Raw genomic sequence first — 25,724 nt, forward strand, 5'->3', positions numbered from 1 at the left:
CCCGTCACCGGCAGGTGGCCTTCGACGGGAGTCGGACGCGGCGCCTTGCCCGGGGCGGACGGGGCCGGGGTGGTCGTGGACGGCTTCGTCGGCGTCGCGGACGGGGTGCTGGTCGGCACCGGCTTCTGCACGCCCTGCGCGCATGTGGCCGAGGCGATGTCGATCTTCTGCGGGCCGGCCAGCTCGACGGACACCGCGACCACGGTGAGCGAGCCGTCGGCGGCGCGGGTCTGCTTGTTCAGCACGACCGACAGCACGCCGGGCACCTGGACGCGGGTGTTCGGGCCCGGGTGCAGGTCGAGCGCGGTGGAACCGGCCTTCGCGGCGGCCAGGGTGACGGCGCCGGTGCCGTCCACGCAGGTCGCGCTGATGACCTCGGCGGTCAGGGAGGTCAGGTCGCCGAGCTTCAGCAGGCCGAGCTGGGCCTTGAGGTCGGCCACGCTCGCCTTGGCGGAGTTCGTGTCCACCTCGGTGTTCAGCACGCCGGCGGTGATCACCGGGGACTTGGCGTCCGGCAGCGCGACCGAGGCGACGGAGGTCTGGCGGTAGCCCTTGGAGCCGTCCAGCGCGGCCTGGGGCTCGACGGTGAGCAGGCCGGACGCGGACAGGGCGAACGCGGAGCTCGGGGTGCCGGCCGCCGCCTGCCGCTTGGCCACCTGGGCCTGCGCGGTGCCGGCGGTGGCGACGAGGAGGGCGGCGGTGACCAGGGCCGCGGTTCTCTTCATGGGGGATGTGCCTTTCACTTGACGATCACCACGGTCCCCAGCGGGAGGGTGATGAGGAGGTCGAGCGCGTCGTCGGGGACGCGGATGCAGCCGTCGCTGCTCGCCGTGCCGAACGGGGTGTCGTCCGGCCAGCCGTGCAGGGCCACCGTGCCGGGGCCGCCGCCGAAGGTCTCGTGGCTCTCGGAGTGCGAGCCGAGCGGGAGGACGTACGGGCTGAACGTCGCCACGGTCTCCTTGATGGAGGCCATGACGTAGGTCCGGCCGGTGGGCGTCGGGTGCTGGGCGCTGCCCGTGCCGACGGTCCACGTGCCGATCGAGCGGCCCTTCTCGGTGACGTCCAGCCGGAACGCGGCCAGGTCGACGGTGACCAGGTAGTCGTTCTCGGCGCGTTCGAAGTCGTCCGAGCCGGTGAACACCCAGCCGGCGGACCGGTTGGGCCGGGACGGCAGCAGGACCTTCGACCAGCCGTCCTTCCGGTCGACCTCGGGCACCCAGGTCGGCGAGCCGAGCTGGGTGGCGGGGAGCTTCGCGACGGCGCGACCGTTCACGGCGTCGTAAACGGGCACGTCCTTCTTGGCGCGCAGGACCTGGCCCGCCGTGGGCGACGTGTCGTCGTCCCGCGGGAGGGCTTCGATCTTCGCGAACGTGGTGGCCTCGGGGAGCACGGCGAACGACTGCACGTCGACGGCCTGCGGCCGGGGCTGGGGCGGGGGTGGTGGTTCGGAGCCGGCGCACGAGGAGACGGCGAAGGCCGTCACCAGCGCGACCAGCAGCACACGAAACATCGTGGTTCCTGATCGGTCGAGGGTCCGAAGGCGGCGGAGGTACCTCGAGGTTCGGCCGGATCACGGCCTGTCGGGCGCAAGATCGCGTCCGATCGGAAAGCTATCTACCGAGAAGTAGGTTGGACAAGAGGGCTAGGCGCGCATCACCCGAATGCCGCAGCGTTCTTTACGACACCCATGCGCACGCGCTGATCCGACACTGGACCTTTACCGGATTTGAACCATCCCGTTCGGACCGTCCAGAAGCGCCACGACGGCCGCTGCGGAGGTGGGCTGGACCTCGATGTCGATGCCCAACGCGGGCGCGAGGGTGCGCGGAGGCGCGGGGTGCGGGCGGGTGCGGGCGCGGGGTGCGGGCGCGCAGGGTGCGGAGGCGCGGGCGGGCGCGGGCGGGCGCGGGCGGGTGCGGGCGGGCGGGGGTGCAAGGGTGCGGAGGCGCGGGCGCGTGGGGGTGGGCGGGCGGAACGCCCGACGTGACGCAGCCCGTGTGTCACTACGCGAACGGCCCCCGAAGCGGGAGGCTTCGGGGGCCGTTCAGGACTGGCGAAATCAGCGGTAGTCGCGACCGAAGTCGTAGTCGTCGAGCGGGACCGCCGCGCCCGTGCCGGTGCCGAAGACGTCCGGGGTGTAGTACCCGTCGTCGTAGCTCGGGATGGCGTACGCCGCCGCCCGGGCCTCCTCGGTCGGCTGGACCTGGATGTTCCGGTACCGGTTGATGCCGGTGCCGGCCGGGATCAGCTTGCCGATGATCACGTTCTCCTTCAGGCCGATCAGCTTGTCCGACCGGCCGTTGATCGCGGCGTCGGTCAGGACACGCGTGGTCTCCTGGAAGGAGGCCGCCGACAGCCACGAGTCCGTGGCCAGCGACGCCTTCGTGATGCCCATCAGCACCGGACGACCGGCCGCCGGCTCGCCACCCTCGGCCACGACCGCGCGGTTGCCCGACTCGAACTCCGCGCGCTCGACCAGCGAGCCCGGCAGGAACTCGGTGGCGCCCGAGTCGATGATCGTCACCCGGCGCAGCATCTGCCGGACGATGACCTCGATGTGCTTGTCGTGGATCGCCACGCCCTGGGCCCGGTAGACCTTCTGGACCTCCTGCACCAGGTGCAGCTGGGCCTCGCGCGGACCCATGACGCGCAGCACCTCGTGCGGGTCGGGCGTGCCCTCCAGCAGCTGCTGGCCGACGGACACGTGGTCGCCGTCCTGCAGCGGGCCGGTGGGGGTGTTGGCCAGGCGCTGGCGCTTCGACAGCTTGTCGAAGACGATCTCCTCGGACCCGTCGTCCGGGATGAGGGTGATCTTCCAGAACCGGTCGCCGTCCTCGATGCGCACCCGGCCGTCGACGTCCGCGATGGGCGCCTTGCCCTTGGGCACACGAGCCTCGAAGAGCTCCTGCACACGGGGCAGACCGGTGGTGATGTCGTCACCGGCGACACCACCCTGGTGGAAGGTGCGCATGGTCAGCTGCGTGCCGGGCTCACCGATCGACTGGGCGGCGACGATGCCGACGGCCTCGCCGACGTCGACCAGCTTGCCGGTCGCCATCGAGCGGCCGTAGCAGGACGCGCACACGCCGACCGCCGACTCGCAGGTCAGCACGGAGCGGACCTTGACCCGGGTCACGCCGTTCGCGACCAGCGTCTGCAGCGCCGGGTCGCCCAGGTCGTCACCGCGGTTGAGGACGACGTTGCCGTCCGCGTCGGTGATGTCCTCGGCGATGGTCCGGGCGTAGACCGAGGTCTGCGCGAACTCGTGCAGGACGACCTTGTCGCCCAGCCGCTCGCCGACCGTCATGTTCACGCCGCGGCTGGTGCCGCAGTCGATCTCGCGGATGATGACGTCCTGCGAGACGTCCACCAGACGACGGGTCAGGTAGCCCGAGTCGGCGGTCCGCAGCGCGGTGTCCGCCAGACCCTTGCGGGCGCCGTGCGTGGCGATGAAGTACTCCAGCACCGACAGGCCCTCGCGGAACGAGTTCTTGATCGGCCGCGGGATGTACTCGCCCTTCGGGTTGGTCACCAGACCGCGCATGCCCGCCAGCGAGCGGACCTGGGTCATGTTGCCCGCCGCGCCGGACTTCACGATCATGCGGATCGAGTTGTCCTCGGGGAAGTTGGCCTCCATGACCTCGGCCACCTCTTCGGTCGCCCGGGTCCACACCTTGACCAGCTCGTTGTTGCGCTCCGCGTAGGAGAGCTGACCGCGCTGGTAGCGCTTCTCCACCGCGTCGGCGAGCTTCTCGTACTCGTCCAGGATGCCCTGCTTGGCCTCCGGCACGAGCACGTCGGAGATCGCGACGGTGACACCGGACCGGGTGGCCCAGTAGAAGCCCGCGTCCTTCAGCTTGTCCAGCGTCCGGGCGACGGTGACCATCGGGTACCGCTCGGCGAGGTCGTTGATGACCGTGGCCTGCCGCTTCTTGGGCATGACCTCGTTCAGGAACGGGTAGTCCTGCGGCAGGACCTCGTTGAACAGCACGCGGCCCAGGGTGGTCTCGGCCAGCCACGGCTGACCGGGCTCCCAGCCCTCCGGCTCCTGGCCCTTCGGCGGGTTCTTGTCCGCGATGCGGATCTTCACCATCGCCTGCAGGCCCAGGACCTTGCGGTCGAACGCCATCAGCGCCTCGGCGGGCGAGGAGTACGCCTGGCCCTCGCCGACGTCGCCCTCCTTGTGCCGGGTCAGGTGGTACAGGCCGGTCACCATGTCCAGACGCGGCATGGCCAGCGGCTTGCCCGACGCGGGCGAGAGGATGTTGTTCGACGACAGCATCAGCACGCGGGCCTCGGCCTGCGCCTCCGCGGACAGCGGCAGGTGGACCGCCATCTGGTCACCGTCGAAGTCGGCGTTGAACGCCTCACAGACCAGCGGGTGCAGCTGGATGGCCTTGCCCTCCACCAGCTGCGGCTCGAAGGCCTGGATGCCGAGGCGGTGCAGCGTGGGCGCGCGGTTGAGCAGCACCGGGTGCTCGGTGATGACCTCTTCCAGCACGTCCCACACGGCCGGGCGGGCGCGCTCGACCATCCGCTTGGCGGACTTGATGTTCTGCGCGTGGTTGAGGTCCACCAGCCGCTTCATCACGAACGGCTTGAACAGCTCCAGCGCCATCTGCTTGGGCAGGCCGCACTGGTGCAGCTTGAGCTGCGGGCCGACCACGATGACCGAACGGCCGGAGTAGTCGACGCGCTTGCCGAGCAGGTTCTGGCGGAACCGGCCCTGCTTGCCCTTGAGCAGGTCGGACAGCGACTTCAGCGGCCGGTTGCCCGGACCGGTGACCGGACGGCCGCGGCGGCCGTTGTCGAACAGCGCGTCGACGGCCTCCTGGAGCATCCGCTTCTCGTTGTTGACGATGATCTCGGGCGCGCCGAGGTCGATCAGCCGCTTGAGGCGGTTGTTCCGGTTGATGACCCGGCGGTACAGGTCGTTGAGGTCGGAGGTCGCGAAGCGGCCACCGTCGAGCTGCACCATCGGGCGCAGGTCCGGCGGGATGACCGGGACGCAGTCCAGGACCATGCCCTGCGGGTTGTTGCGGGTCGCCTGGAACGCGGCGACGACCTTCAGCCGCTTGAGGGCGCGCAGCTTCTTCTGGCCCTTGCCGCTGCGGATGGTCTCGCGCAGCACCTCGGCCTCGGCGTCGACGTCGTAGTCACCCAGCAGCTTCTGGATGGCCTCCGCGCCCATGGCGCCGGTGAAGTAGTCGCCGTAGCGGTCGTACAGCTCGCGGTAGAGCAGCTCGTCCGCGATGAGCTGGCCCTTCTCCAACTTGGTGAAGGTGGACCAGATCTCGTCGAGGCGGTCCAGCTCGCGCTGGGCGCGGTCGCGGAGCTGGCGCATCTCGCGCTCGCCGCCCTCCTTGACCTTGCGGCGCACGTCGGACTTGGCGCCCTCCGCCTCCAGCTCGGCCAGGTCGGCCTCGAGCTTCTGCGCCCGCGCCTCCACGTCGGCGTCGCGGCGGTTCTCCACGCGCTTGCGCTCGACCTGCATCTCGTTCTCGAGGGTCGGCAGGTCGTTGTGGCGCAGCTCGTTGTTCACGCCCACGATGACGTAGGCCGCGAAGTAGATGATCTTCTCGAGGTCCTTGGGGGCCAGGTCGAGCAGGTAGCCCAACCGGCTGGGGACGCCCTTGAAGTACCAGATGTGCGTGACCGGCGCGGCCAGTTCGATGTGGCCCATCCGCTCGCGGCGCACCTTGGCGCGGGTCACCTCGACGCCGCAGCGCTCGCAGATGATGCCCTTGAACCGGACGCGCTTGTACTTGCCGCAGTAGCACTCCCAGTCCCGGGTGGGACCGAAGATCTTCTCGCAGAACAAGCCGTCCTTCTCCGGCTTGAGCGTGCGGTAGTTGATGGTCTCGGGCTTCTTGACCTCGCCGAAGGACCACTGGCGGATGTCGTCCGCGGTCGCGAGACCGATGCGAAGCTCATCGAAGAAGTTGACGTCGAGCACGTCTACTCTCTTCCCCTTTTGGATCGGTTGCCCGTCGAGGGCCGGCTGAAGGAGCTGGTGGCGGGATCGGGCGGGGGATGCGGGAGGCGTCCCCCGCCCGACCGGCGAGGGTTCTTAGTTGACGACGTCGTCCACGGACGGCGACTCGGACCGCGACAGGTTGATGCCGAGGTTCGCGGCCGCGCGCTCGAGGTCTTCGTCGTCGCCGTCGCGCATCTCGATCGCGGCGCCGTCCGAGGACAGCACCTCGACGTTGAGGCACAGCGACTGAAGCTCCTTCAGCAGCACCTTGAAGGACTCCGGGATGCCCGGCTCCGGGATGTTCTCGCCCTTGACGATGGCCTCGTAGACCTTCACCCGGCCGAGAACGTCGTCGGACTTGATGGTCAGCAGTTCCTGCAGCGTGTAGGCCGCGCCGTAGGCCTGCATCGCCCAGCACTCCATCTCACCGAAGCGCTGGCCACCGAACTGCGCCTTACCACCGAGCGGCTGCTGGGTGATCATCGAGTACGGGCCGGTGGAGCGGGCGTGGATCTTGTCGTCCACCAGGTGCAGCAGCTTCAGGATGTACATGTAGCCGACCGACACCGGGAACGGGTAGGGCTCACCGCTGCGGCCGTCGAACAGCTGCGCCTTGCCGTTCTCCTTGACCATCCGCTCGCCGTCGCGGTTCGGGATGGTGGAGCCCAGCAGACCGGTGATCTCGTCCTCGCGGGCGCCGTCGAAGACCGGGGTGGCGGTCTTCGTGCCCGGCTCGACCTCGTACAGCTCCTCCGGCAGGTTCTTCGCCCAGTCCGGGTTGCCGTCGATGCTCCAGCCCTGCTTGGCGATCCACCCGAGGTGGGTCTCCAGCACCTGGCCGATGTTCATACGACGCGGCACACCGTGCGTGTTCAGCACGATGTCCACCGGGGTGCCGTCTTCCAGGAACGGCATGTCCTCGACGGGGAGGATCTTGCCGATGACGCCCTTGTTGCCGTGGCGGCCGGCGAGCTTGTCGCCGTCCTGGATCTTGCGCTTCTGGGCCACGTAGACGCGGACCAGCTCGTTCACGCCCGGGGGCAGCTCGTCGTCGTCCTCGCGGCTGAACACGCGGATGCCGATGACCTTGCCGTACTCGCCGTGCGGCACCTTCAGGGACGTGTCGCGCACCTCGCGGGCCTTCTCGCCGAAGATCGCGCGCAGCAGGCGCTCCTCCGGGGTCAGCTCGGTCTCGCCCTTGGGCGTGACCTTGCCGACCAGGATGTCGCCCGGCTGGACCTCGGCGCCGATGCGGATGATGCCCCGCTCGTCGAGGTCGGCCAGGACCTCCTCGGAGACGTTCGGGATGTCCCGGGTGATCTCCTCGGCGCCCAGCTTGGTGTCCCGCGCGTCGATCTCGTGCTCCTCGATGTGGATCGAGGTCAGGACGTCGTCCTGCACGAGGCGCTGCGACAGGATGATCGCGTCCTCGTAGTTGTGGCCCTCCCACGGCATGATCGCGACGAGCAGGTTCTTGCCCAGCGCCATCTCGCCGTTCTCGGTGCACGGCCCGTCGGCCAGCACCTGGCCCTCCTGCACCCGGTCGCCCTCGTTGACGATGGGCTTCTGGTTGATGCAGGTGCCCTGGTTCGAGCGGCGGAACTTGTGCAGGCCGTAGGTCTGCCGCGAGCCGTCGTCGGCCATGACCGTGACGTAGTCGGCGGAGATCTCCTCGACCACACCGGTCTTCTTGGCCACCACGACGTCACCGGCGTCGACCGCGGCGCGCAGCTCCATGCCGGTGCCGACCAGCGGCGACTCCGAGCGGAGCAGCGGCACGGCCTGGCGCTGCATGTTCGCGCCCATCAGGGCGCGGTTGGCGTCGTCGTGCTCGAGGAAGGGGATCATGGCGGTCGCCGCCGACACCATCTGGCGCGGGGAGACGTCCATGTAGTCGACGTCCTTGGGGTCGATCTGCTCGACCTCGCCGCCCTTCTTGCGGACCAGGACGCGGTCCTCGAGGAAGTTGCCCTCGTCGTCGATCTTCGCGTTGGCCTGCGCCTTGACGTAGCGGTCTTCCTCGTCCGCGGTCAGGTAGTCGATCTGGTCGGTGACCCGGCCGTCGACGACCTTGCGGTACGGCGTCTCGATGAAGCCGAACGGGTTGACCCGCCCGTAGGAGGACAGCGAGCCGATCAGACCGATGTTCGGGCCTTCCGGCGTCTCGATCGGGCACATGCGGCCGTAGTGCGACGGGTGGACGTCGCGGACCTCCATGCCGGCCCGCTCGCGGGACAGACCGCCGGGGCCCAGCGCCGACAGGCGGCGCTTGTGGGTCAGGCCCGCCAGCGGGTTCGTCTGGTCCATGAACTGCGACAGCTGGGAGGTGCCGAAGAACTCCTTGATCGCCGCCACCACCGGGCGGATGTTGATCAGGGTCTGCGGCGTGATGGCCTCGACGTCCTGGGTCGTCATGCGCTCGCGCACGACGCGCTCCATGCGGGACAGGCCGACCCGGATCTGGTTCTGGATCAGCTCGCCGACGGTGCGCAGGCGGCGGTTGCCGAAGTGGTCGATGTCGTCGACCTCGACCGGCACCTCCCGCTCGCCCGGCTTCATGGTCGTCTCACCCGCGTGCAGGCGGACCAGGTACTCGATCGTCGTGACGATGTCGTCCTCGGTCAGCACACCCGTGGTGATCGGGATGTCCAGGCCCAGCTTCTTGTTGACCTTGTAGCGGCCCACCTTGGCCAGGTCGTAGCGCTTGTCCTTGAAGAACAGGTTCTCCAGCAGCGCCTGCGCGGACTCCTTCGTCGGCGGCTCGCCCGGACGCAGCTTCCGGTAGATGTCGAGCAACGCCTCGTCGGTGCCGGCGGTGTGGTCCTTCTCGAGCGTGGTCAGCAGCGTCTCGGAGAAGGAGAACCGCTCCCGGATCTGCTCGGTGGTCCAGCCCAGCGCCTTGAGCAGCACCGTCACGGGCTGCCTGCGCTTGCGGTCGATGCGGACGCCGACGGTGTCGCGCTTGTCGACGTCGAACTCCAGCCAGGCACCCCGCGAAGGGATGATCTTGACGCTGAAGACGTCCTTGTCGGTCGTCTTGTCGATCGCGGTGTCGAAGTAGACACCGGGCGACCGGACGAGCTGGGACACGACGACCCGCTCGGTGCCGTTGATGATGAACGTGCCCTTGTCCGTCATCATCGGGAAGTCACCCATGAACACCGTCTGGCTCTTGATCTCGCCGGTGGTGTGGTTGGTGAACTCCGCCGTGACGAACAGCGGGGCCGCGTACGTCATGTCCTTGTCCTTGCACTCCTCGGCGGAGGCCTTGACCTCGTCGAAGCGCGGGTCGGAGAAGGAGAGCGACATCGAGCCGGAGAAGTCCTCGATGGGGGAGATCTCGTTCAGGACCTCCTCGAGGCCGCCGACCGGCGCCTCGTCACCCTCGTCGACGCGGCGCTGGAACCACGCCTCGTCGCCGGTGAGCCATTCGAAGGACTGAATCTGCAGGTCGAGCAGGTTGGGCGTCTGAAGCGGCTCGTGGATCTTCGCGAAAGAGACTCGCTTCGGCGCTCCGGGAATCCCCGACGTGGAGTTGGTCGCAGCAGTGGCCTTGGTCGCGCGAGAGATCGCCAAGATGCGTCCTTCCAGGGACAGGTAGCTGGCTAGCAGCGGACTAGCACGGCTGTCAAGGGTGCGGCGATGCCCGGCAATCCAGCTCTCGGCGAAGGGCAAACGGAAAGAGGGCAGCGCAAAGGGGCAGTCTAGCCACGCGCACGCCAACTGTCGAGAGGCACCTGGAAGGACCTTTCTCGTCGTCACCGACAGAGTGACCCCGCCGACGCCGTCAGTCAAGATGCCACGCGGCGATCACTCGCGTGGCGCAAGCGGTGTTCACGCCGGGTTACCGCGTTGACCTGCGGAATTACACGCTTGTGGGTCGCGGTGAACTGTTGGCTGGTGTTTGTCGCCCTTCGGGAAGGCCCGGCGATTCCGTTCAGTAGCCGGGGAAAAAGTGTGGCGGAGATCACTGTACTACGTCGTTGCGCGAGGCGGTTTCGACGGGCGGCGAACCTCTTGCGGATGATCGTCAACCTACCGCGCACGCTCAGCGACCCTTCGACTACCCCTCGCCCACCCCCGGGGCGCGGGAGCGCGGAATTGTCGGTGCCCCGTGAGATCATCGAGTTGGGACCGGCGGCCACGGCGGAGCGCTTCGGCGGGCGTTTCGGCGAGGGGCGCGGGGGTACAAGAGCGGACAACGGCGAAGGGCGAGCGGCGGGCAGGGCACATCCCGGCGGCAGCGGCGGCGGGCGGCCCAGCCGACAACAGGCGAGGGGTCGGGGCTCGGCGGGGCGGGGCAGGGCTCGGCGAGCGGCCCTGGGGCCGGGCGGGTGGCGAGCAGCCCGGCCCTGTGGGCCGAGCGGGCCGGGCTCGCCGTTACTCCACGTGGCCGGTCAGTTGCACTTGGCGAGGGCGGCGGACTGGTCGGCCGCGGCGCCGAACATCTCCATGTTGTCGACCTTCCAGCGGCCGTCGACCTTCTGGGCACCCGCGCGCATCATCGCGATGCCGCCGCCGCTCTGGTTGTCCGTCGTCCGCGTCGTGACCTGGTCCAGGAACAGCAGCACCGTCGCCCGGTCCGCGTCCAAACTCGTCACGCCGGTGGACACGGCCTTCACCGTCACCACCAGCTTCTGCTCCGGCGCCAGCGTCTTCACCGGCCCGAAGATCGCGTTGTACTGGCACTTCGCCTTGCCGACCAGCAGCTCGTTCGCCGCCTTCTCGGTCCCGGCCACGTCCGCGAAGTTGTACGAGAACGACTTCTCGACCGCCTCCCGCACCTGACCCGCGACCTCCGTGGTGCCGGCGCTGTCCACCAGGGCCTTGTTGTACTTCACGTCCCCGGACCGCATCTGGAACCACACGCCCAAGCCCACCAGCACCACCGCCACCAGCACCAACGCGATCGGCAGCACCACGCCACCGGGCTCGGCGGGCTCCTCGTCGACCTTGCGAACGGTCCGGCGAGGCTCCTCGGCAGCCGTCGGGACCGGGGTGCCGGAGCGCTTGCGGCGGCCGGTCGGGCGGGGCTTCGGGTCGGCGGCCGGGGCCGGATCAGAGGTCTCGGGCACCGCCTCGACGAAAGGTGACGGCTCGACCTCGTCCGCCGGGTGATCGACCGGGTGATCGACCCCACGATCGACCGGGCGGTCGCCCGCGAGGTCCGAAGCGGGAGTCGCCTCGGGATCGGCCGGGGGCGGCTGGGTCTCCGGGCGCTTGCGGAGGCCGGCTACCTTCGGCCTGCCCGTGGGGGTGGACGGGACGGGGCGGCGGCGTGACGGGGGCACGAGTGGTTCCTATCCTCAGGCGCCGCCGGCCGCGACCGGGCCGAGCGCGTTGAGCTTCCAGCCGACGTCGGTGCGGGTCAGGGCGGTCTGGTAGCGGTTGACCTTCTTGACCGGCTGGCCGCCCTCCGGGGTCACCGTCGTCTCGACCACGGCGATCACGTGCGCCTTGCCCGCCCGCGTGTCCAGGTCGGTGACGGCCGCGTCCAGCACCCTGCTCACCGTCACCGTCTTGGCGTCCTCGATCTGCTTCTTGCGGGTCGCGCGCCCGTTCTCGATCTCGGTGCGCAGGTCACCGGTCGACGAGTCGACCCACCGGTTCAGGTCGTCGTCGACCTTCTTGTAGTCCAGGGTCGTGAAGTTCGCGATGCCGACCTGGCCCACCCGCAGCACCTCCTCCCGCTCCCGGGCGAACGCCACCGAGTCGTTCGTCGAGGCGTTCCACCACGACACGCCGGCCCAGGTGGCGTACCCGGCGGCGAGCACCGCCAGCACGGCCGCGATCGGCAGGAAGAAACGTCGCACGATGTCCTCTCCGCTCTAGCCCGGCAGGCCGAGCAGCTGTCCCAGGCTGGTCAGGACCACCGGCTCGGTCGGCTGACCGGCGGGTTCCCGGCCGGGCTGGGACGTCTCGTCGCCCTTCGGGGTACCCGGGGTGCCACCGTACGGCGCGTTCTGGGCGCCGCGCACGCCGGTCACGCTGCCGGGCGCCAGGGCGCAGTACGCCCCGGCGTTGAACTCCCCGGGCGTGGTGTCGGTGCCCTGGCGGATCTTGGTGCCCTCGTAGCCGACCGTGCACGGCGGCGGGTCGAAGGCGTTCAGCGCGAGGCCGAAGTGGGCGCCGGTGCCGTCGCCCTTGGCCACGCTGAAACCGCCGCCGACGACGATCGGGTAGGTCACCGCGATCTGCTCCAGGCCGTCCAGCCTGGTCACCATGATGTTGCCGGTGGTGAGCAGGTTGGCGAAGACCACGCCCAGGTTCGGCCCGGTCTCCCGGAGCAGCGCGGACAGCTGCTCGGCGGCCTGCGGCGAGACGCCGATGAGGGCGCGGAGGTCGCTGTCGGAGTTCTTCAGGGTCTCCGACAGCGCCCGCAGGTCGCTGGAGAACGACCTGATCGCGCTGCCCTGGGCGACCTGGGTGTTGAGGACGACCAGGCCGTCGTTGATCAGCGCCTTGGTCTGCGGCAGGTGCTGGGTGGCCGCGTCGGTGAAGACTCGGGTGTTGTCCAGCAGCACCTGGAGGTCCGGGCCGGTGCCGTTGAACGCCTGGTCAAGCTCGTCCACCACGGTGCGCAGCGAGTCGGTGGGCACCGACTTGGCGAACGCGTCGAGGCTGGTGAGCAGGCCGTCCACCGGCGGCGGGGTCTTGGTCGCGCTGCGCGGGATGACCGAGCCGGCCTCCAGGTACGGGCCGTCCTCGCCGTGCGGGCGCAGGTCGACGAACTGCTCGCCGACCGCGGACCGGTTGGCGACCACGGCCTCCAGGTCGGCGGGGATGCGCGGCGCGGACGGGTCGATGTCCAGGTCGACCTCGATGCCGTCGGCGGTCAGCCGCATCTCGCCGACCCGGCCGACGGTCACGCCGCGGTAGGTGACCTCGGCGTTGGTGAACACGCCGCCGGAGTCGGCGAGCTGCATCTTCACCACGTAGCCGGTCGAGCCGAACGCGCGGCCCAAGCCGACGTACCGGGCGCCCACGTAGCTCACGCCGACCAGCGCGATCACCACGAACGCGATGATCTGCAGGCGGGTCCGGGCCGTCATCACCGCCGACCACCTCCCAGGAGTCCGCCGAGCACGTCACCGAGACCGGTGTGGCCGCCGACGTCCGGCAGCGGGAGGTTGGGCAGCGGGAGCGGCAGGGACGGCGCGTGGCCGTCCAGGCCGGGCAGCCCCGGCGGCGGGCTCTGCCGCGACCGGCCCAGGTTGTCCACGATCGTGCCCAGGTTCAGGTCGAGGTCGGCGTACAGGTTGGTGTAGTCGCCCTTGATGCCGTCGGTGGCCGCGTCCGGGAACGGGTAGGTCAGCAGCAGCTCGAACGCGTTGGGCAGGTTCGTGCCCGCCTCGACCAGCTTCTGCAACGTGGGCTGGAGCGCCTTCAGGTCGGCGACGATGTCGTCCTTGGACTTGTCGATCGTGTCCACGGCGACGTCGGCCAGCGAGTCCAGCGACTGCAACAGGGTCACCAGCTGGGTGCGCTGCTCGCTGAGCACCTTCAGACCCGGCTCCAACCCCTCCAGCACGCCGCTGATCTGGTCGCGCTGGGCGCTCAGCGTGCCCGCGAGCCGGTTCACGCCGTCCAGCGCCCGGGTGATCTCGGTCTTGTGCCCGTCCAGCTCGCCGACCAACGTGTTCAGGTTGGTGAGCAGGGACTTGATCTCCGGCTCGTTGCCTTCGAGGGCCGCGCTCAGCTCCTTGCTGATGTTCTGGAGCTGGGCGATCCCACCGCCGTTGAGCAGCATGGACAGCGCGCCGAAGACCTCCTCGACCTCCGGGTTGCGGTTGGTCCGCTCCACCGGGATGGTCGCGCCGTCGCCGAGCGTGCCCTCCTCGCGGCCCTCGGCCGGCTTGGCCAGCTCCACGTACTTCTCGCCGAGCAGCGCGGACTGGCGCAGCTTGGCGACCGCGTTGGCGGGCAGCTTCACGTCCCCGTTGACCAGGACGGTCACCTCGGCGGTCCAGCCGTCGGCGGCCAGGGCGATCCGGTCGACCCGGCCCACCGGCACGTCGTTGACCTTCACGCCGGCCTGCGGCACCAGGTCCAGGACGTCCTTGAACTGCACCTTCACCGAGTACGGCCGGTCGCCGACGTCCGCGCCGCCGGGCAGCGGCATGTTGTAGACGCCGTCGAAGCCGCCCGACCCGCAGCCGGTGAGCAGCAGGGCGCCGGCCATCAGACCCACGAAACGCCTCACTGGGGCACCCCCGCGAGCGGCAGGGGCAGCGGCACCTTGCCCTGGTTCAGGTCGGTCAGCACCTCGGCGGGCGTCTTGAGCGGCACCGCGCCGGACAGGATCGGTTCGAGCTGTTGGCACGCTTGCGACAGCACCAGGGGCACCTTGCCCGGTTCGACGGACTGGATCAGCTTGCAGACCAGCACGATCGGCGGCTGGTTCAGCTCGTTCAGGTCGGCGCGGGTGTCGAGCGTGCCCGACGCCGCGTTGTAGGCGTTCTGGAGGTTGCCCAGGGCCAGCGGGGCGACGTCCAGGGTCTCGGCCAGCGCCGCCCGCTGGTCCACCAGGACCTGGGTGATGCCGGTCAGCTTGTCCACGTTGGACTTGATGATCGCCCGGTTGTCCCGGATGAACCCCTGCACCTGGCCCAACGCGTTGGCCAGCTCGGTGAGCGCCGCGCCCAGGTTCTCCCGCTCGTCGGCGAGGAACCCGGCGACCTCGGCGAGCTGCCGGTTCATGTCGCGGACCTGGCTGTCGTTGGCGGCCAGCATGCCGGTGAACTTCTGGAGGTTGTCGACGGTGCCGAACAGGTCGTCCTTCGACCCGGACAGGGTCCGGGTGGCGTCGCCGAGCTGCTTGATGGTGTCGCCGAGGGCCTTGCCGTTGCCGTCGAGGTTGGCCGCCGCCGAGTCCAGCAGGTCCGACAGCGCGCCGTCCTTGTTGGCCCCGTTCGGGCCCAGCGCGGTGGTCAGCTTCTCCAGGCTCGCGTACAGCTCGTCCAGCTCGACCGGGGTGGCGGTGCGCTCGCGCGGGATCGTCACGTTGTCGCCCAGGGTCGGCCCGGCCGTGTAGGCGGGGGCGAGCTGGACGTACCGGTCGCTGACCACGCTCGGCGCGACCACGACGGCCTGCGCGTTCGCCGGGACCTTGACCGTCCGGTCGATCGACATGGTGACCTTGACCAGCGTGCCCTGCGGCTCGACGTCCTCGATGGACCCGATCCGCACGCCCAGCACCCGCACGTCCGAGCCGGGGTACACGCCGACCGCCGCGCCGAACAGCGCGGTCACCTTCCGGCTGTTCGCGCCGGCGAACGCCCACCACATCGCCGCGGCGGCGACGAGCGCGAGCACGCACGCGATCGCCACGGCACGGCCCAGGTCACGTCCGACTCTGGTGGTAGCCATATTCAGTTCCCACCCCCAGAAGGAGTCGAACGCTGCACGCCGGGGGGCAGGCAGCCCTCTTCGTTGAAGCCGACCACGCCGAGGTTCACCGACGGCGGCAGGAGGCCGCAGACGTAGGTGTCGAACCACCGGCCGTTGCCCAGGGTGTTGGCGAACACCCGGTAGAACGGGGCCATCAGCGCGAGGCTGCGGCTGAGCGTGTCCTGGTTGCGCTGGAGCATCGTGGCCACCCGGTCCAGCTGCTCCAGGGCGGGCTTGAGCTGGGCGTTGTTGTCCGCCACCAGGCCCGACAGCTCCTTGGACAGCTCGCGGGTGCCGGACAGCAGCGCGCCGATGGCGTCCCGGCGCTTGCGCAGCTCGCCGAGCAGCAGGTTGCCGTCCGCGAGCAGCTTCTCGAACTGCTCGTTGCGGTCGGCCAGGGTCTGGGTGACCTGCCGGGTGTTGGCCAGCAGCTTCGCCAGCTGCTCGTCGCGCGAGGAAATCGTCTTGGACAGCGCGGACAGGCCGTCCAGCGCGCCGCGGACGCTGTCCTTGGTGCCGTCGAGGGTCTCGGTCAGCACCTGGAAGCTGTCCGCGAGCTGCTTGGTGTCAATCTGGCCGACCGTGGACGCGAGGCCGTTGAACGCCTCCTGCACGTCGTACGGGGACAGGGTGCGCTCGCGGGGGATCGGGTTGCCCGGGTCCATCGGCTCGGACCCCTGCGGGTCCAGGGCCAGGAACTTCTGCCCGAGCAGGGTCTTGATCCGGATGGTGGCGGTGGTCCGGTCGCCCACCCAGGCGTCCTTGACCTTGAACGACACCAGCACCTTGTCACCGGCCAGCTCGACGTCGGTCACCTTGCCGACCTTCACGCCCGCGACCCGCACCTCGTTGCTCGGCACCAGGCCCGCGGCCTCGCTGAACTCGGCCTGGTAGGTGGTGCCGCCGCCGATGATCGGCAGGTCGTCGGAGTAGAAGGCGGCGAGCACCAGCAGCGCGATCACGGTCAGGCTGACCGCGCCGATGGTCACCGGGTTCCGCTGTGTCGCTCCTCTTGGGGTATTCACCGGCGGCACCTCGGATGGGTCACGGGCAGGGGCGTGATCGGGATCGGGTCCTTGATGACCGGCGGGACCGCGATCTGACCCGTGCCCTCGCACAGGAAGAAGTTGAACCAGGAGCCGTAGGACGCGGTGCGCGCCATCGCCTCGATCTTGGTCGGCAGCCGCTGGATGACGCCCTCGACGACCGCCTCGTTGTCGGCCAGCGTCTGGGACACCAAGCCCAGGTGGGCGATGTCGTTCTTCAGCGGCTCGCGGGCCTCGTTGAGCAGGCCGGCCGTGGTGTTGGTCAGGTCGCCCAAGGCCGCGATCGACTCGCCGATCGGCTGCCGGTCGCCGGCCAGGCCCGTGGTCAGCTCCTGGAGGGTCGCGACGAGCGTCGAGACCTGGTCCGTACGGCTGTTCACGGTGTCCAGAACGGTGTTCAGGTTGTCGATGACCTCGCCGATCACCTTGTCCCGGCTCGCCAGGGTCGACGTGAGCGACGCGGTGTGCCGCAGCAGGCTGTCGATCGTGCCGCCCTCGCCCTGGAGGACCTGGATGATCTCGTTGGACAGCTTGTTCACGTCGTCCGGGTTGAGCGCCTGGAACAGCGGCTTGAAGCCGTTGAACAGGACGGTCAGGTCCAGCGCGGGCTTGGTGCGCTCCAGCGGGATCACGTCGCCGGGCTTGAGCGGTGACGCGTCGCCCACGCCGTGCTCCAGCGCGATGTACCGCTGGCCGACCAGGTTGCGGTACTTGATGGTCGCGGTCGCCGAGGACGGCAGCCGGCGCTCGCCCTCCAGCGAGAACTCGACCTCCGCGAGCCGGCGGTCCACCACCCGGATCTCCTGCACCTGGCCCACCCGCACACCCGCGATGCGGATGTCGTCGCCCTCGTTGAGCGCGGTGACGTCGGTGAACCGGGCCGTGTAGGTGGTGGCGCCGTTGAAGTTGACGTTCGAGATGGTCACCGCGAGCAGCGCGGTCGCCATGACCGTGACGACGGCGAAGATCGACAGCTTGACCAGCGGCGCGGCGAGGCTCCTCACACGGTCACCTCCGCTCCCCGGTACAGCGGCCCCAGCAGCAGGGCCGTGAAGCTGGGCATCTCCGACTTCTGGAGGCCGAACTGCGGCGCGAGCAGCGCGGCGAGGAAGTCCATCTCCTCGGGTGAGTTCGCGAGGCTCGGCGCGATCGCGGGACCGCCGATCGCCGACGGGAACGTGGTGCCGTTGCCGTGCGCGTCCTGGCCGGTCGCGGGCGGCAGGACGCCGTCGTTCGCGACCCGGGCGGGCGGCGGTGAGGTCGAACCGTCCTTCACCGGGCCATCCGGCGGGTACTGGGGGAACGGGTCGGGCCGCGGGACGATGTCGTAGCAGCGCGGACCGCGCTTGTCGGCGTACTCCGGGTCGTCCTTGCCCGGCTCGTACTTGCCCCGGTCCGCGGTGATCTCCAGGGTGATGTGCAGGCCGGGCTCGTCGGTGCCCTTGCCGAACACCTGGTCCATGATCGGCTTGAACTCGGTGAGGCCCTTGAGCAGGCACGGGTACTCGGGCGCGTACTTGGCCAGCAGCTCCAGCGTCGGCCGCGACACGTCGGCGAGCTGGATCAGGTTGTTCCGGTTCACCGAGACGAAGCTGTTCAGGTCGACCGCGGTGGTGGTCAGCGCGCCGTACATGGCCAGCAGCTTGTCCCGCTGGTCGACCAGGGTGCGGCTGGTGACGGTGGCGTCGGACAGGGCCTGCACCAGGTCCGGCGCGGCGTCGGCGTAGACGTCGGAGACCTCGGCCAGCTTGCTGATGCCCTGCTTGAGGGCGGGCAGCTGCGGGTTGAGTTCGCCGAGGTAGCGGTCGAGCTGGACCATCGTCTCGCCGAGCTGCTCGCCCCGGTTGTCCAAGGCCTGCGACATGGCGGTCAGCGTGGTGGCGAGCTTCTCCGGCTGCACCGCCTGGAGCACCGGCAGCAGGTCGTCCAGCACCCGCTCCAGCTCGATCGCGCTGCTGGACCGGTCCTGCTCGATGACGTCGCCGTCGTCGAGGTGGTTGGCCAAATCGGGCTGCTTGGGCATGACCAGGTTCACGTACCGCTCGCCGAACAGCGTCTTGGGCAGCAGGCGCGCCGAGACGTTGCCCGGGATGTTCGCGACCTGGTCGGGGTGCAGCGCCAGTTCCAGCACCGCGCCGTCGCCCTCGGTGCGGATGCCCGCGACCTCGCCGACGATCAGCCCGCGCACCTTGACGTCCGAGGCGAGCAGGAGCTGGTTGCCGACCCGGTCGGTCTTCAGCGTCACCTTCACGACGTCGGTGAAGGCGTCCTTGTACAGCGCGACGGAGAGGCTGAGGAAGAGGGCGATCACCGCGAGGAAGACGACGCCCAGGAGCCTGCGGGTGATCATCCGGCGATCCTCACCGTGGTCGTCGTGCCCCAGATCGCGAGGCTCAGGAAGAAGTCCAGCAGGCTCGTCGTGACGATCGCGGTGCGCACCGCGCGGCCGACCGCGACGCCCACGCCCGCCGGGCCGCCGGAGGCCCGGTAGCCGTAGTAGCAGTGCGTCAGGATGATCACGACCGAGAAGACGAGGACCTTGCCGAACGACCAGAGCACGTCTACCGGGGGTAGGAACAGGTTGAAGTAATGGTCATATGTGCCTGCTGACTGCCCATATAGCTCGACTGTGATGAGCCGTGCCGCGAGATAGCTCGTGAGCAGGCCGATCACGTAGAGCGGGATGATCGCGATGAAGCCCGCGATGATCCGGGTGGTCACCAGGAACGGCATGCTCGGGATGCCCATGACCTCCAGCGCGTCGATCTCCTCGGAGATCCGCATCGCGCCGAGCTGGGCGGTGAAGCCGGAGCCGACCGTGGCGCTCAGCGCGAGACCGGCCACCAGCGGCGCGATCTCGCGGGTGTTGAAGTAGGCCGACACGAAGCCCGCGAACGCCGACGTGCCGATCTGGTTCAGCGCGGCGAAGCCTTGGAGGCCGACGACCGTGCCGGTGAACACCGACAGGCCGACCATCACGCCGATGGTGCCGCCGATGACCGCCAGCGCGCCCGACCCGAAGCTGACCTCGGCCAGCAGCCGGAGGGTTTCCCGCAGGTAGCGGTGCAGCGTGCGGGGCACCCACATGAGGGCGCGCAGGTAGAACCAGAGCTGGTCGCCGAACGTGTCGAGCATGTTCAGCGGGGCGTTGGCCGCCTTGCGCGCGCGGTTGCCGATCGTGGCCATCTCAGCTCCCCTTCGCCGGGACGACCTGGAGGTAGATCGTGGTGAGCACGAAGTTCACGAAGAACAGCAGCAGGAACGTGATGACCACGGCCTGGTTCACCGCGTCGCCCACGCCCTTCGGGCCGCCCGCCGGGTTCAGGCCCCGGTAGGCCGCGACGATGCCCGCGATGAAGCCGAAGATCAACGCCTTGATCTCGGAGATCCACAGGTCCGGGAGCTGCGCGAGGGCGCTGAAGCTCGCCAGGTACGCGCCGGGCGTGCCGTCCTGCATGATCACGTTGAAGAAGTAGCCGCCCATCACGCCGACGACGCTGACCATGCCGTTGAGCAGGACGCTGACCAGCATCGCGGCCAGCACGCGGGGCACCACCAGGCGCTGGATCGGCGAGACGCCCAGCACCTCCATGGCGTCGATCTCCTCGCGGATCTTGCGCGAGCCCAGGTCGGCGCAGATGGCGCTGCCGCCGGCGCCCGCGATGAGCAGCGCCGTCACGATCGGGCTGGCCTGCTGGATGATCGCCAGCACGCTGGCCGCGCCGGTGAACGACTGGGCGCCGATCTGCCTGGTCAGCGAGCCGATCTGCAGCGCGATGACCGCGCCGAACGGGATCGAGACCAGCGCCGTGGGCAGCACGGTCACGCTGACCACGAACCAGCACTGCTGGACGAACTCGCGGACCTGGAACGGGCGGCGGAACGTGTTGCGGACGACGTCGATGCCGAGCGCGAACATCCGGCCGGTCTCCCGCAGGGCGCCCGCGCCGGGGAAGGTCGCGGGGGTGCTCACAGCTGGCCTCCCTGCCGGGGCCAGGGGCTGGGCGCGGGCCGGTCGGCGGGGATCGTGCTGCCGCCGGGGATGGTCCGGTCCGGGATGGTGTTGTCGTAGGACTGCCGGCTCTGGCTGGAGGTGGCCAGCACGCGGTAGTGGCGCTGCTCCTCGGGCGTGAGGCTCGCGATGATGCCCTGCTGCGCCTGCGGCGGCAGCGTGTGGATGATGCTCATGACCCGGTCCTTGCGGCGGCGCACGGCGGTGCGCGGCGGCAGGCCGGGGGTGGGTTCGAGCTGCGGCACCACGCCGCGCACGTCCTCGTCCGGGGAGCCGTCGGAGTGGCCCGCGTCCCGGTGCGCCAGCTCGGCGGCCATGGTGGCCTGGTCCTTCTCCTCCGACATGCCGATCGGCCCGATGCGGCGGCCGTTGAGGAACTGCTCCACCACCGGTTCGTCGCTGGTCAGCAGCACCTCGCGGGGGCCGAACATGACCAGTTCGCGGCGGAAGAGCATGCCCAGGTTGTCCGGGACGGTGCGGGCCACGGTGATGTTGTGCGTGACGATCAGGATCGTGGCGTCGATCTGCGAGTTCAGGTCGATCAGCAGCTGGGAGAGGTAGGCGGTGCGGACCGGGTCGAGACCGGAGTCCGGCTCGTCGCACAGGATGATCTCCGGGTCCAGCACCAGGGCGCGGGCGAGGCCTGCGCGCTTGCGCATACCGCCGGAGATCTCGCCGGGCAGCTTCTTCTCCGCGCCGACGAGGCCGACCATCTCCATCTTCTCGAGCACGATCCGCCGGACCTCGGCCTCGGTCTTGCGGGTGTGCTCGCGCAGCGGGAACGCCACGTTGTCGAAGAGGTTCATCGAGCCGAACAGCGCGCCGTCCTGGAACAGGACGCCGAACAGCTTCCGGATCTCGTAGAGCTTGTGCTCGGAGCACCGGACCAGGTCGGTGCCGTTGATCATGATCCGGCCCTTTTCCGGCTTCAGCAGGCCCACGAGGGACTTGAGGAAGACGGACTTGCCGGTTCCGGAGGGACCGAGCATCACGCTGACCTCGCCGGGCGGCAGGGTGAGCGTGACGTCCCGCCAGATGGTCTGCTTGCCGAAGGACTTGGTCAGACCTTCGACGACCACCTCGACGCCCATCGCACCTCCAGGTCACCGGCCACAACGCCTCGGCGGACCCGCGCAGCGGGTCGCCATACCCGTGCAACGAGCCCGTCGCGCGGTGGTTACTCCTCAGTTGGGTTAGCGGGGGTCACGGAAACGTAACACCGGATGTGATCTCCGTTTCGCCCGTTTCGGCCAATCTACGGGTCACAGGTACGTGAACGTCACACGCGTTCTTGCGGTCTTCGGGACGGCTTCGGGGCAGGTTCGGGAGCTGTCCGGGACATGCGAAAGGGCGGGCACCCACACGGGGTGCCCGCCCTTTCGCGCGTTCAGCTTTCAGGCGCCGACCCGCCGGTGTCCCCGGCGAGCCGCTCGGCTCACTTGAGCGAGATCTTGGCGCCGGCGGCCTCGAGCTTCTCCTTGGCGGCGTCGGCGACGTCCTTCGCCACGTTCTCCAGCAGCGGCTTCGGAGCGGACTCGACCAGCTCCTTGGCCTCCTTCAGGCCCAGGCCCGAGACGACCTCGCGGACGACCTTGATGACCTGGATCTTCTTGTCACCGGCGGACTCGAGGACGACGGTGAACTCGTCCTTCTCCTCCTCGGCCGGAGCAGCGGCGCCACCGGCGGCCGGGGCGGCGGCGACGGCGACCGGCGCGGCGGCGGTGACCTCGAAGGTCTCCTCGAACTGCTTCACGAACGCCGACAGCTCCAGGAGGGTCATCTCCTTGAACGCGTCGAGCAGCTCGTCGGTGCTGAGCTTCGCCATGATCGGCGGTCCTTTCTAATTCAACGCCCGAACTGGACGCGATGTGTCGGGTTGATCAGCTTTCGGCCGGAGCCTCGGCGTCGGCGGCGGGCGCCTCCGAAGCCTTCTTCTCCTGCAGGGCAGCGGCCAGGCGAGCGACCTGGGAAGCCGGGGCGTTGAACAGACCCGCGGCCTTGGCCAGGTTGCCCTTCATCGCGCCCGCCAGCTTGGCGAGCAGCACCTCGCGGGTCTCGAGGTCCGCGATCGCGGTGACCTCGTCGACCGAGAGGGGGCGGCCGTCCATGAAGCCGCCCTTGATGACCAGGGCCTTGTTGTCCTTCGCGAAGTCGCGCAGCGCCTTGGCCGCGTCGACCGGCTCGCCTTCGACGAAGGCGATGGCGGTCGGGCCGACGAGCAGGTCTTCCAGACCCTCGACGCCCGCGTCCTGAGCGGCACGCTTGACCAGCGTGTTCTTCGCAACGGTGTACGTGGTGCCCGCGCCGAGAGCGCGACGCAGCGTGGTGAGCTGCGCCATGGAGAGGCCACGGTACTCGGTGACGACGGCGGCCGAGCTGCCGCGGAACTTGTCCGTCAGCTCGGCGACGGCCGAAACCTTGCTGGGCTTCGCCATGATCGCCTCCTCTCTGGGCTTCGGTGAACCGCCGGCCGGCTCGAAGAGGAGGCATGAAAAACGCCCCGGCGCACAGCAGCACGGGGCGGAAGAGACGCGCTGGGCGCGTCCGATGCTTACCTCGTCCTCCTGCGCGGGCCGTTCGCCGTGCGAACCCTTCGTTCCCACGCCCGAGGGCGCGGGAAGACCAGCGGTCTTTGGTGGAACCGTCGAACAGCGTACGGGATGTGTCCCGACGCCTCCAAATCGGCATGATGTGACCCGTGACCGACGAACCCCCGCGGAACCCGCCGCCCCCGGACATCGACCCGGAACAGCTCCGGCAGTTCCAGGAGTTCCAACGGTTCCAGGAGTTCCAACGCTTCCAACAAGCCCAGGGCACCCAAGCCCTCCCCCCGGGCACCCCGCCATCCCAACCACTCCCCCCGCCCCCGCCGGCGCGTAAGCCTCTGTGGAAGGTCCTGCTGGGCAGCAAGCTCGTCCGCCGCCTGATCTATCTCGTGCTGGTGCTGCTCCTGCTGTCGTTCGCCTACGATCACTACTTCGGCAGCGACGACCCCGGCGACGTCGCGCAGAGCAAGGGCGGCAAGCAGGGCAACCAGACCGCGCCGAGCACCCCGTTCGGCATCAACGGAACCGTGGGCCGGCTGTACAGCCACGTGTCCCAGGACATCTCCGACCGGGGCTGCCTCTTGTTCGCCGATGACGGCGAGGCGAAGAAGGCGTTCGCGCAGGCCTTCGGGGCACCCGACTGCGAGTCCGCGATCCACGCGCTGAAGAAGCAGGTCACCAACGTCGACCTCTACCAGCGTCCGAAGTTCCCCGACTCGGCGACCGGCACCCCGTCCGGCAACACCGCGGTGGTGTCGTCGTGCGAGATGGAGGTGACGGGTGGTCCGCGGCTCGGGAAGTTCACGCTGACGAAGCTCGAGCCGAGCGGGTCCTGGGTCATCACCGGTTACCAGGCCGAACCCACCTGCTGAAGCAAAGCGAAAGCCCCTCGGCACCAGGTGCCGAGGGGCTTTCGTCAGCTACAGCGCCGAGCCGGATCAGGCGGTGGCTTCGTCGCTCAGCAGGTTGCGGGTGCGGTTCGGGTCGACCGGGATGCCGGGGCCCATCGTCGTGGAGACGGTGACCTTCTTCAGGTAGCGGCCCTTGGCGGCGGACGGCTTCGCGCGGAGGATCTCGTCGAGGGCGGCGGCGTAGTTCTCGACCAGCTTCTCCGGCTCGAAGGACGCCTTGCCGATGACGATGTGCAGGTTGGCCTGCTTGTCCACGCGGAAGTTGATCTTGCCGCCCTTGATGTCCGTCACGGCCTTCGCGACGTCGGGCGTCACGGTGCCGGTCTTCGGGTTCGGCATCAGGCCGCGCGGGCCGAGGATGCGGGCGATGCGGCCGACCTTCGCCATCTGGTCCGGGGTCGCGATCGCGGCGTCGAAGTCGAGCCAGCCACCCTGGATGCGCTCGATCAGGTCCTCGCTGCCGACCGCGTCCGCACCGGCGGCGGTGGCCTCGTTGGCCTTGTCGCCGGTCGCGAAGACGATCACGCGGGCGGTCTTGCCCGTACCGTGCGGCAGGTTCACGGTGCCGCGGACCATCTGGTCGGCCTTGCGGGGGTCGACGCCGAGCCGGATGGCGACCTCGACGGTCGCGTCCAGCTTGACCTTGGACGTCTCCTTGGCGAGCTTCGCGGCCTCCAGCGGCGTGTACAGCCGCTCCCGGTCCACCAGCTCAGCCGCGGCCTTGTACGCCTTGCTGCGCTTCATGCTTCTGTTCCTTAACCAAACAGTAGTGGTGACGAGCCAGCGCTTGGCTCTCCCACGGGATCAAAAAGAACGGGTCAGCCTTCGACGGTGATGCCCATGGAGCGGGCGGTGCCGGCGATGATCTTCGCCGCCTGGTCCACGTCGTTGGCGTTCAGGTCGACCATCTTGGTCTGGGCGATCTCGCGCACCTGGTCCATGGTCACCTTGGCGACCTTGTTCCGGTGCGGCTCGCCCGAGCCCTTCTCCACGCCCGCGGCCTTCAGCAGCAGCTTCGCGGCCGGCGGCGTCTTGAGCTTGAAGTCGAACGAGCGGTCTTCGTACACGGAGATCTCGACGGGCACCACGGTGCCGCGCTGCGACTCGGTCGCCGCGTTGTACGCCTTGCAGAACTCCATGATGTTCACGCCGTGCTGACCCAGCGCGGGGCCGACCGGCGGCGCCGGGTTCGCGGCCCCGGCCTTGATCTGCAGCTTGATGATCGCTGCGAGCTTCTTCTTCTTGGGTGGCATCTCAGTGCTTCCTGTTATTGCGGTGTCCGCGCGCGGCCCTGCCAGCCGCAGCGTGGCTGCCGACACCCGACCAGGGCGCCGGAGTCTGGTGACCCGACCGGGAGGGACCCGGTCAGATCTTGGAGACCTGGCTGAACGACAGCTCGACCGGAGTCTCGCGGCCGAAGATCGACACCAGGACCTTCAGCTTCTGGCCGTCCGCGTTGACCTCGCTGATCGTCGCGGGCAGCGTGGCGAACGGGCCGTCCATGACGGTGACCGACTCGCCGACCTCGAAGTCGACCTCGACCGTGGACTTAACGGGCGTGGCGGCCGTTTTCTTCCCGGCGGCCGGCTTCTGCTCGACCTGCGGCAGCAGGAACTTGAGCACCTCGTCGATGGTCAGCGGCGACGGCTTCGAGGTCGCGCCGACGAAACCGGTGACGCCCGGCGTGTTGCGCACCGCGCTCCACGAGGCGTCGTTGAGCTCCATCCGGACCAGGATGTAGCCGGGCAGCACCTTGCGCTGCACCTGCTTGCGCTGGCCGTTCTTGATCTCGGTGACTTCCTCGGTCGGCACCTCGACCTGGAAGATGTAGTCCTCCATGTC

Annotated in this window: 21 protein-coding genes; 1 reads left to right on the forward strand and 20 read right to left on the reverse strand. The window is 69.3% G+C overall.

Translation table 11 applies throughout. From position 1 onward, the window contains the following. The 17 genes from RIN75_RS41055 to rplJ form a co-directional block, all read right to left on the reverse strand. On the reverse strand, positions 1–725 hold a 725-nt coding region (locus RIN75_RS41055; protein ID WP_309117522.1), incomplete at its 3' end, for a choice-of-anchor P family protein. A 14-nt stretch (positions 726–739) separates the two neighbouring features. Next, complete coding sequence (locus tag RIN75_RS41060; protein WP_309117523.1) at positions 740–1,510, reverse strand: L,D-transpeptidase; 771 nt, start codon at positions 1,508–1,510, stop codon at positions 740–742. Between the two features lie 549 nt (positions 1,511–2,059). Then, positions 2,060–5,956 (reverse strand): DNA-directed RNA polymerase subunit beta', encoded by a 3,897-nt coding sequence (locus RIN75_RS41065; protein ID WP_309117524.1) that lies wholly within the window; start codon positions 5,954–5,956, stop codon positions 2,060–2,062. A 114-nt stretch (positions 5,957–6,070) separates the two neighbouring features. Next, positions 6,071–9,553, reverse strand: coding sequence for a DNA-directed RNA polymerase subunit beta (gene rpoB, locus RIN75_RS41070; RefSeq protein ID WP_309117525.1), 3,483 nt, complete (start codon positions 9,551–9,553; stop codon positions 6,071–6,073). 821 nt (positions 9,554–10,374) lie between these two features. Continuing rightward, positions 10,375–11,268, reverse strand: coding sequence for a hypothetical protein (locus tag RIN75_RS41075; RefSeq protein WP_309117526.1), 894 nt, complete (start codon positions 11,266–11,268; stop codon positions 10,375–10,377). Positions 11,269–11,283: 15 nt separating this feature from the next. Next, complete coding sequence (locus tag RIN75_RS41080; RefSeq protein ID WP_309117527.1) at positions 11,284–11,790, reverse strand: hypothetical protein; 507 nt, start codon at positions 11,788–11,790, stop codon at positions 11,284–11,286. A gap of 15 nt (positions 11,791–11,805) precedes the next feature. After that, positions 11,806–13,032 (reverse strand): MCE family protein, encoded by a 1,227-nt coding sequence (locus tag RIN75_RS41085; protein WP_309117528.1) that lies wholly within the window; start codon positions 13,030–13,032, stop codon positions 11,806–11,808. Next, complete coding sequence (locus RIN75_RS41090; RefSeq protein WP_375296092.1) at positions 13,029–14,180, reverse strand: MCE family protein; 1,152 nt, start codon at positions 14,178–14,180, stop codon at positions 13,029–13,031. Before RIN75_RS41090 ends, RIN75_RS41085 begins: the two co-directional genes overlap by 4 nt. Next, positions 14,177–15,346 carry an MCE family protein gene (locus RIN75_RS41095; RefSeq protein WP_309117529.1) on the reverse strand — a complete coding sequence of 390 codons (1,170 nt, stop codon included), beginning with the start codon at positions 15,344–15,346 and terminating at the stop codon, positions 14,177–14,179. The genes RIN75_RS41090 and RIN75_RS41095 overlap by 4 nt, the downstream gene beginning before the upstream one ends. A 2-nt stretch (positions 15,347–15,348) precedes the next feature. After that, on the reverse strand, positions 15,349–16,356 hold the full coding sequence (locus RIN75_RS41100) for an MCE family protein (protein ID WP_309117530.1): 1,008 nt from the start codon (positions 16,354–16,356) through the stop codon (positions 15,349–15,351). A 32-nt stretch (positions 16,357–16,388) separates the two neighbouring features. Then, on the reverse strand, positions 16,389–17,417 hold the full coding sequence (locus RIN75_RS41105; protein WP_309117531.1) for an MCE family protein: 1,029 nt from the start codon (positions 17,415–17,417) through the stop codon (positions 16,389–16,391). Next, positions 17,414–18,763 (reverse strand): MCE family protein, encoded by a 1,350-nt coding sequence (locus RIN75_RS41110; RefSeq protein WP_309117532.1) that lies wholly within the window; start codon positions 18,761–18,763, stop codon positions 17,414–17,416. The genes RIN75_RS41105 and RIN75_RS41110 overlap by 4 nt, the downstream gene beginning before the upstream one ends. Next, on the reverse strand, positions 18,760–19,599 hold the full coding sequence (locus RIN75_RS41115) for an ABC transporter permease (RefSeq protein WP_309117533.1): 840 nt from the start codon (positions 19,597–19,599) through the stop codon (positions 18,760–18,762). Before RIN75_RS41115 ends, RIN75_RS41110 begins: the two co-directional genes overlap by 4 nt. 1 nt (position 19,600) lies before the next feature. Further along, positions 19,601–20,332 (reverse strand): ABC transporter permease, encoded by a 732-nt coding sequence (locus tag RIN75_RS41120; RefSeq protein WP_309117540.1) that lies wholly within the window; start codon positions 20,330–20,332, stop codon positions 19,601–19,603. Positions 20,333–20,382: 50 nt separating this feature from the next. Further along, positions 20,383–21,516, reverse strand: a complete 1,134-nt coding sequence (locus RIN75_RS41125; protein ID WP_309117534.1) for an ATP-binding cassette domain-containing protein — start codon at positions 21,514–21,516, stop codon at positions 20,383–20,385. A gap of 344 nt (positions 21,517–21,860) precedes the next feature. After that, entirely contained in the window at positions 21,861–22,250 is a 390-nt protein-coding gene (gene rplL, locus RIN75_RS41130; RefSeq protein WP_309117535.1) for a 50S ribosomal protein L7/L12, read from the reverse strand. A gap of 55 nt (positions 22,251–22,305) precedes the next feature. Beyond that, on the reverse strand, positions 22,306–22,860 hold the full coding sequence (gene rplJ, locus RIN75_RS41135) for a 50S ribosomal protein L10 (RefSeq protein ID WP_121224848.1): 555 nt from the start codon (positions 22,858–22,860) through the stop codon (positions 22,306–22,308). A 263-nt stretch (positions 22,861–23,123) separates the two neighbouring features. On the opposite strand from rplJ, the gene RIN75_RS41140 reads away from it, so the two are divergent. Beyond that, the gene (locus RIN75_RS41140) at positions 23,124–23,843 is read left to right on the forward strand and encodes a hypothetical protein (RefSeq protein ID WP_309117536.1); all 720 of its coding nucleotides are present in this window, start codon (positions 23,124–23,126) and stop codon (positions 23,841–23,843) included. 66 nt (positions 23,844–23,909) lie between these two features. On the opposite strand, the gene rplA is transcribed toward RIN75_RS41140, so the two are convergent. From rplA to nusG, 3 genes are all read right to left on the reverse strand, one after another. After that, positions 23,910–24,626, reverse strand: a complete 717-nt coding sequence (gene rplA, locus RIN75_RS41145; RefSeq protein WP_309117537.1) for a 50S ribosomal protein L1 — start codon at positions 24,624–24,626, stop codon at positions 23,910–23,912. 74 nt (positions 24,627–24,700) lie between these two features. After that, on the reverse strand, positions 24,701–25,135 hold the full coding sequence (gene rplK / locus RIN75_RS41150) for a 50S ribosomal protein L11 (protein WP_121009989.1): 435 nt from the start codon (positions 25,133–25,135) through the stop codon (positions 24,701–24,703). A gap of 112 nt (positions 25,136–25,247) precedes the next feature. Continuing rightward, positions 25,248–25,724: transcription termination/antitermination protein NusG (gene nusG / locus RIN75_RS41155; protein ID WP_309117538.1), on the reverse strand; the 477-nt coding region annotated here is incomplete at its 5' end.

Source organism: Saccharothrix sp. (genome assembly GCF_031180885.1).
Classification (GTDB): Bacteria; Actinomycetota; Actinomycetes; order Mycobacteriales; family Pseudonocardiaceae; genus Actinosynnema.

Bases quoted from the DNA above. Each gene is read 5' to 3' on its own strand.
- RIN75_RS41060 (WP_309117523.1), bottom strand. From the start codon at position 1,510: ATGTTTCGTGTGCTGCTGGTCGCGCTGGTGACGGCCTTCGCCGTCTCC.
- RIN75_RS41095 (WP_309117529.1), bottom strand. From the start codon at position 15,346: ATGGCTACCACCAGAGTCGGACGTGACCTGGGCCGTGCCGTGGCGATC.
- RIN75_RS41110 (WP_309117532.1), bottom strand. From the start codon at position 18,763: ATGATCACCCGCAGGCTCCTGGGCGTCGTCTTCCTCGCGGTGATCGCC.
- RIN75_RS41115 (WP_309117533.1), bottom strand. From the start codon at position 19,599: ATGGCCACGATCGGCAACCGCGCGCGCAAGGCGGCCAACGCCCCGCTG.
- RIN75_RS41120 (WP_309117540.1), bottom strand. From the start codon at position 20,332: ATGTTCGCGCTCGGCATCGACGTCGTCCGCAACACGTTCCGCCGCCCG.
- RIN75_RS41125 (WP_309117534.1), bottom strand. From the start codon at position 21,516: ATGGGCGTCGAGGTGGTCGTCGAAGGTCTGACCAAGTCCTTCGGCAAG.
- rplL (WP_309117535.1), bottom strand. From the start codon at position 22,250: ATGGCGAAGCTCAGCACCGACGAGCTGCTCGACGCGTTCAAGGAGATG.
- rplJ (WP_121224848.1), bottom strand. From the start codon at position 22,860: ATGGCGAAGCCCAGCAAGGTTTCGGCCGTCGCCGAGCTGACGGACAAG.
- rplA (WP_309117537.1), bottom strand. From the start codon at position 24,626: ATGAAGCGCAGCAAGGCGTACAAGGCCGCGGCTGAGCTGGTGGACCGG.
- rplK (WP_121009989.1), bottom strand. From the start codon at position 25,135: ATGCCACCCAAGAAGAAGAAGCTCGCAGCGATCATCAAGCTGCAGATC.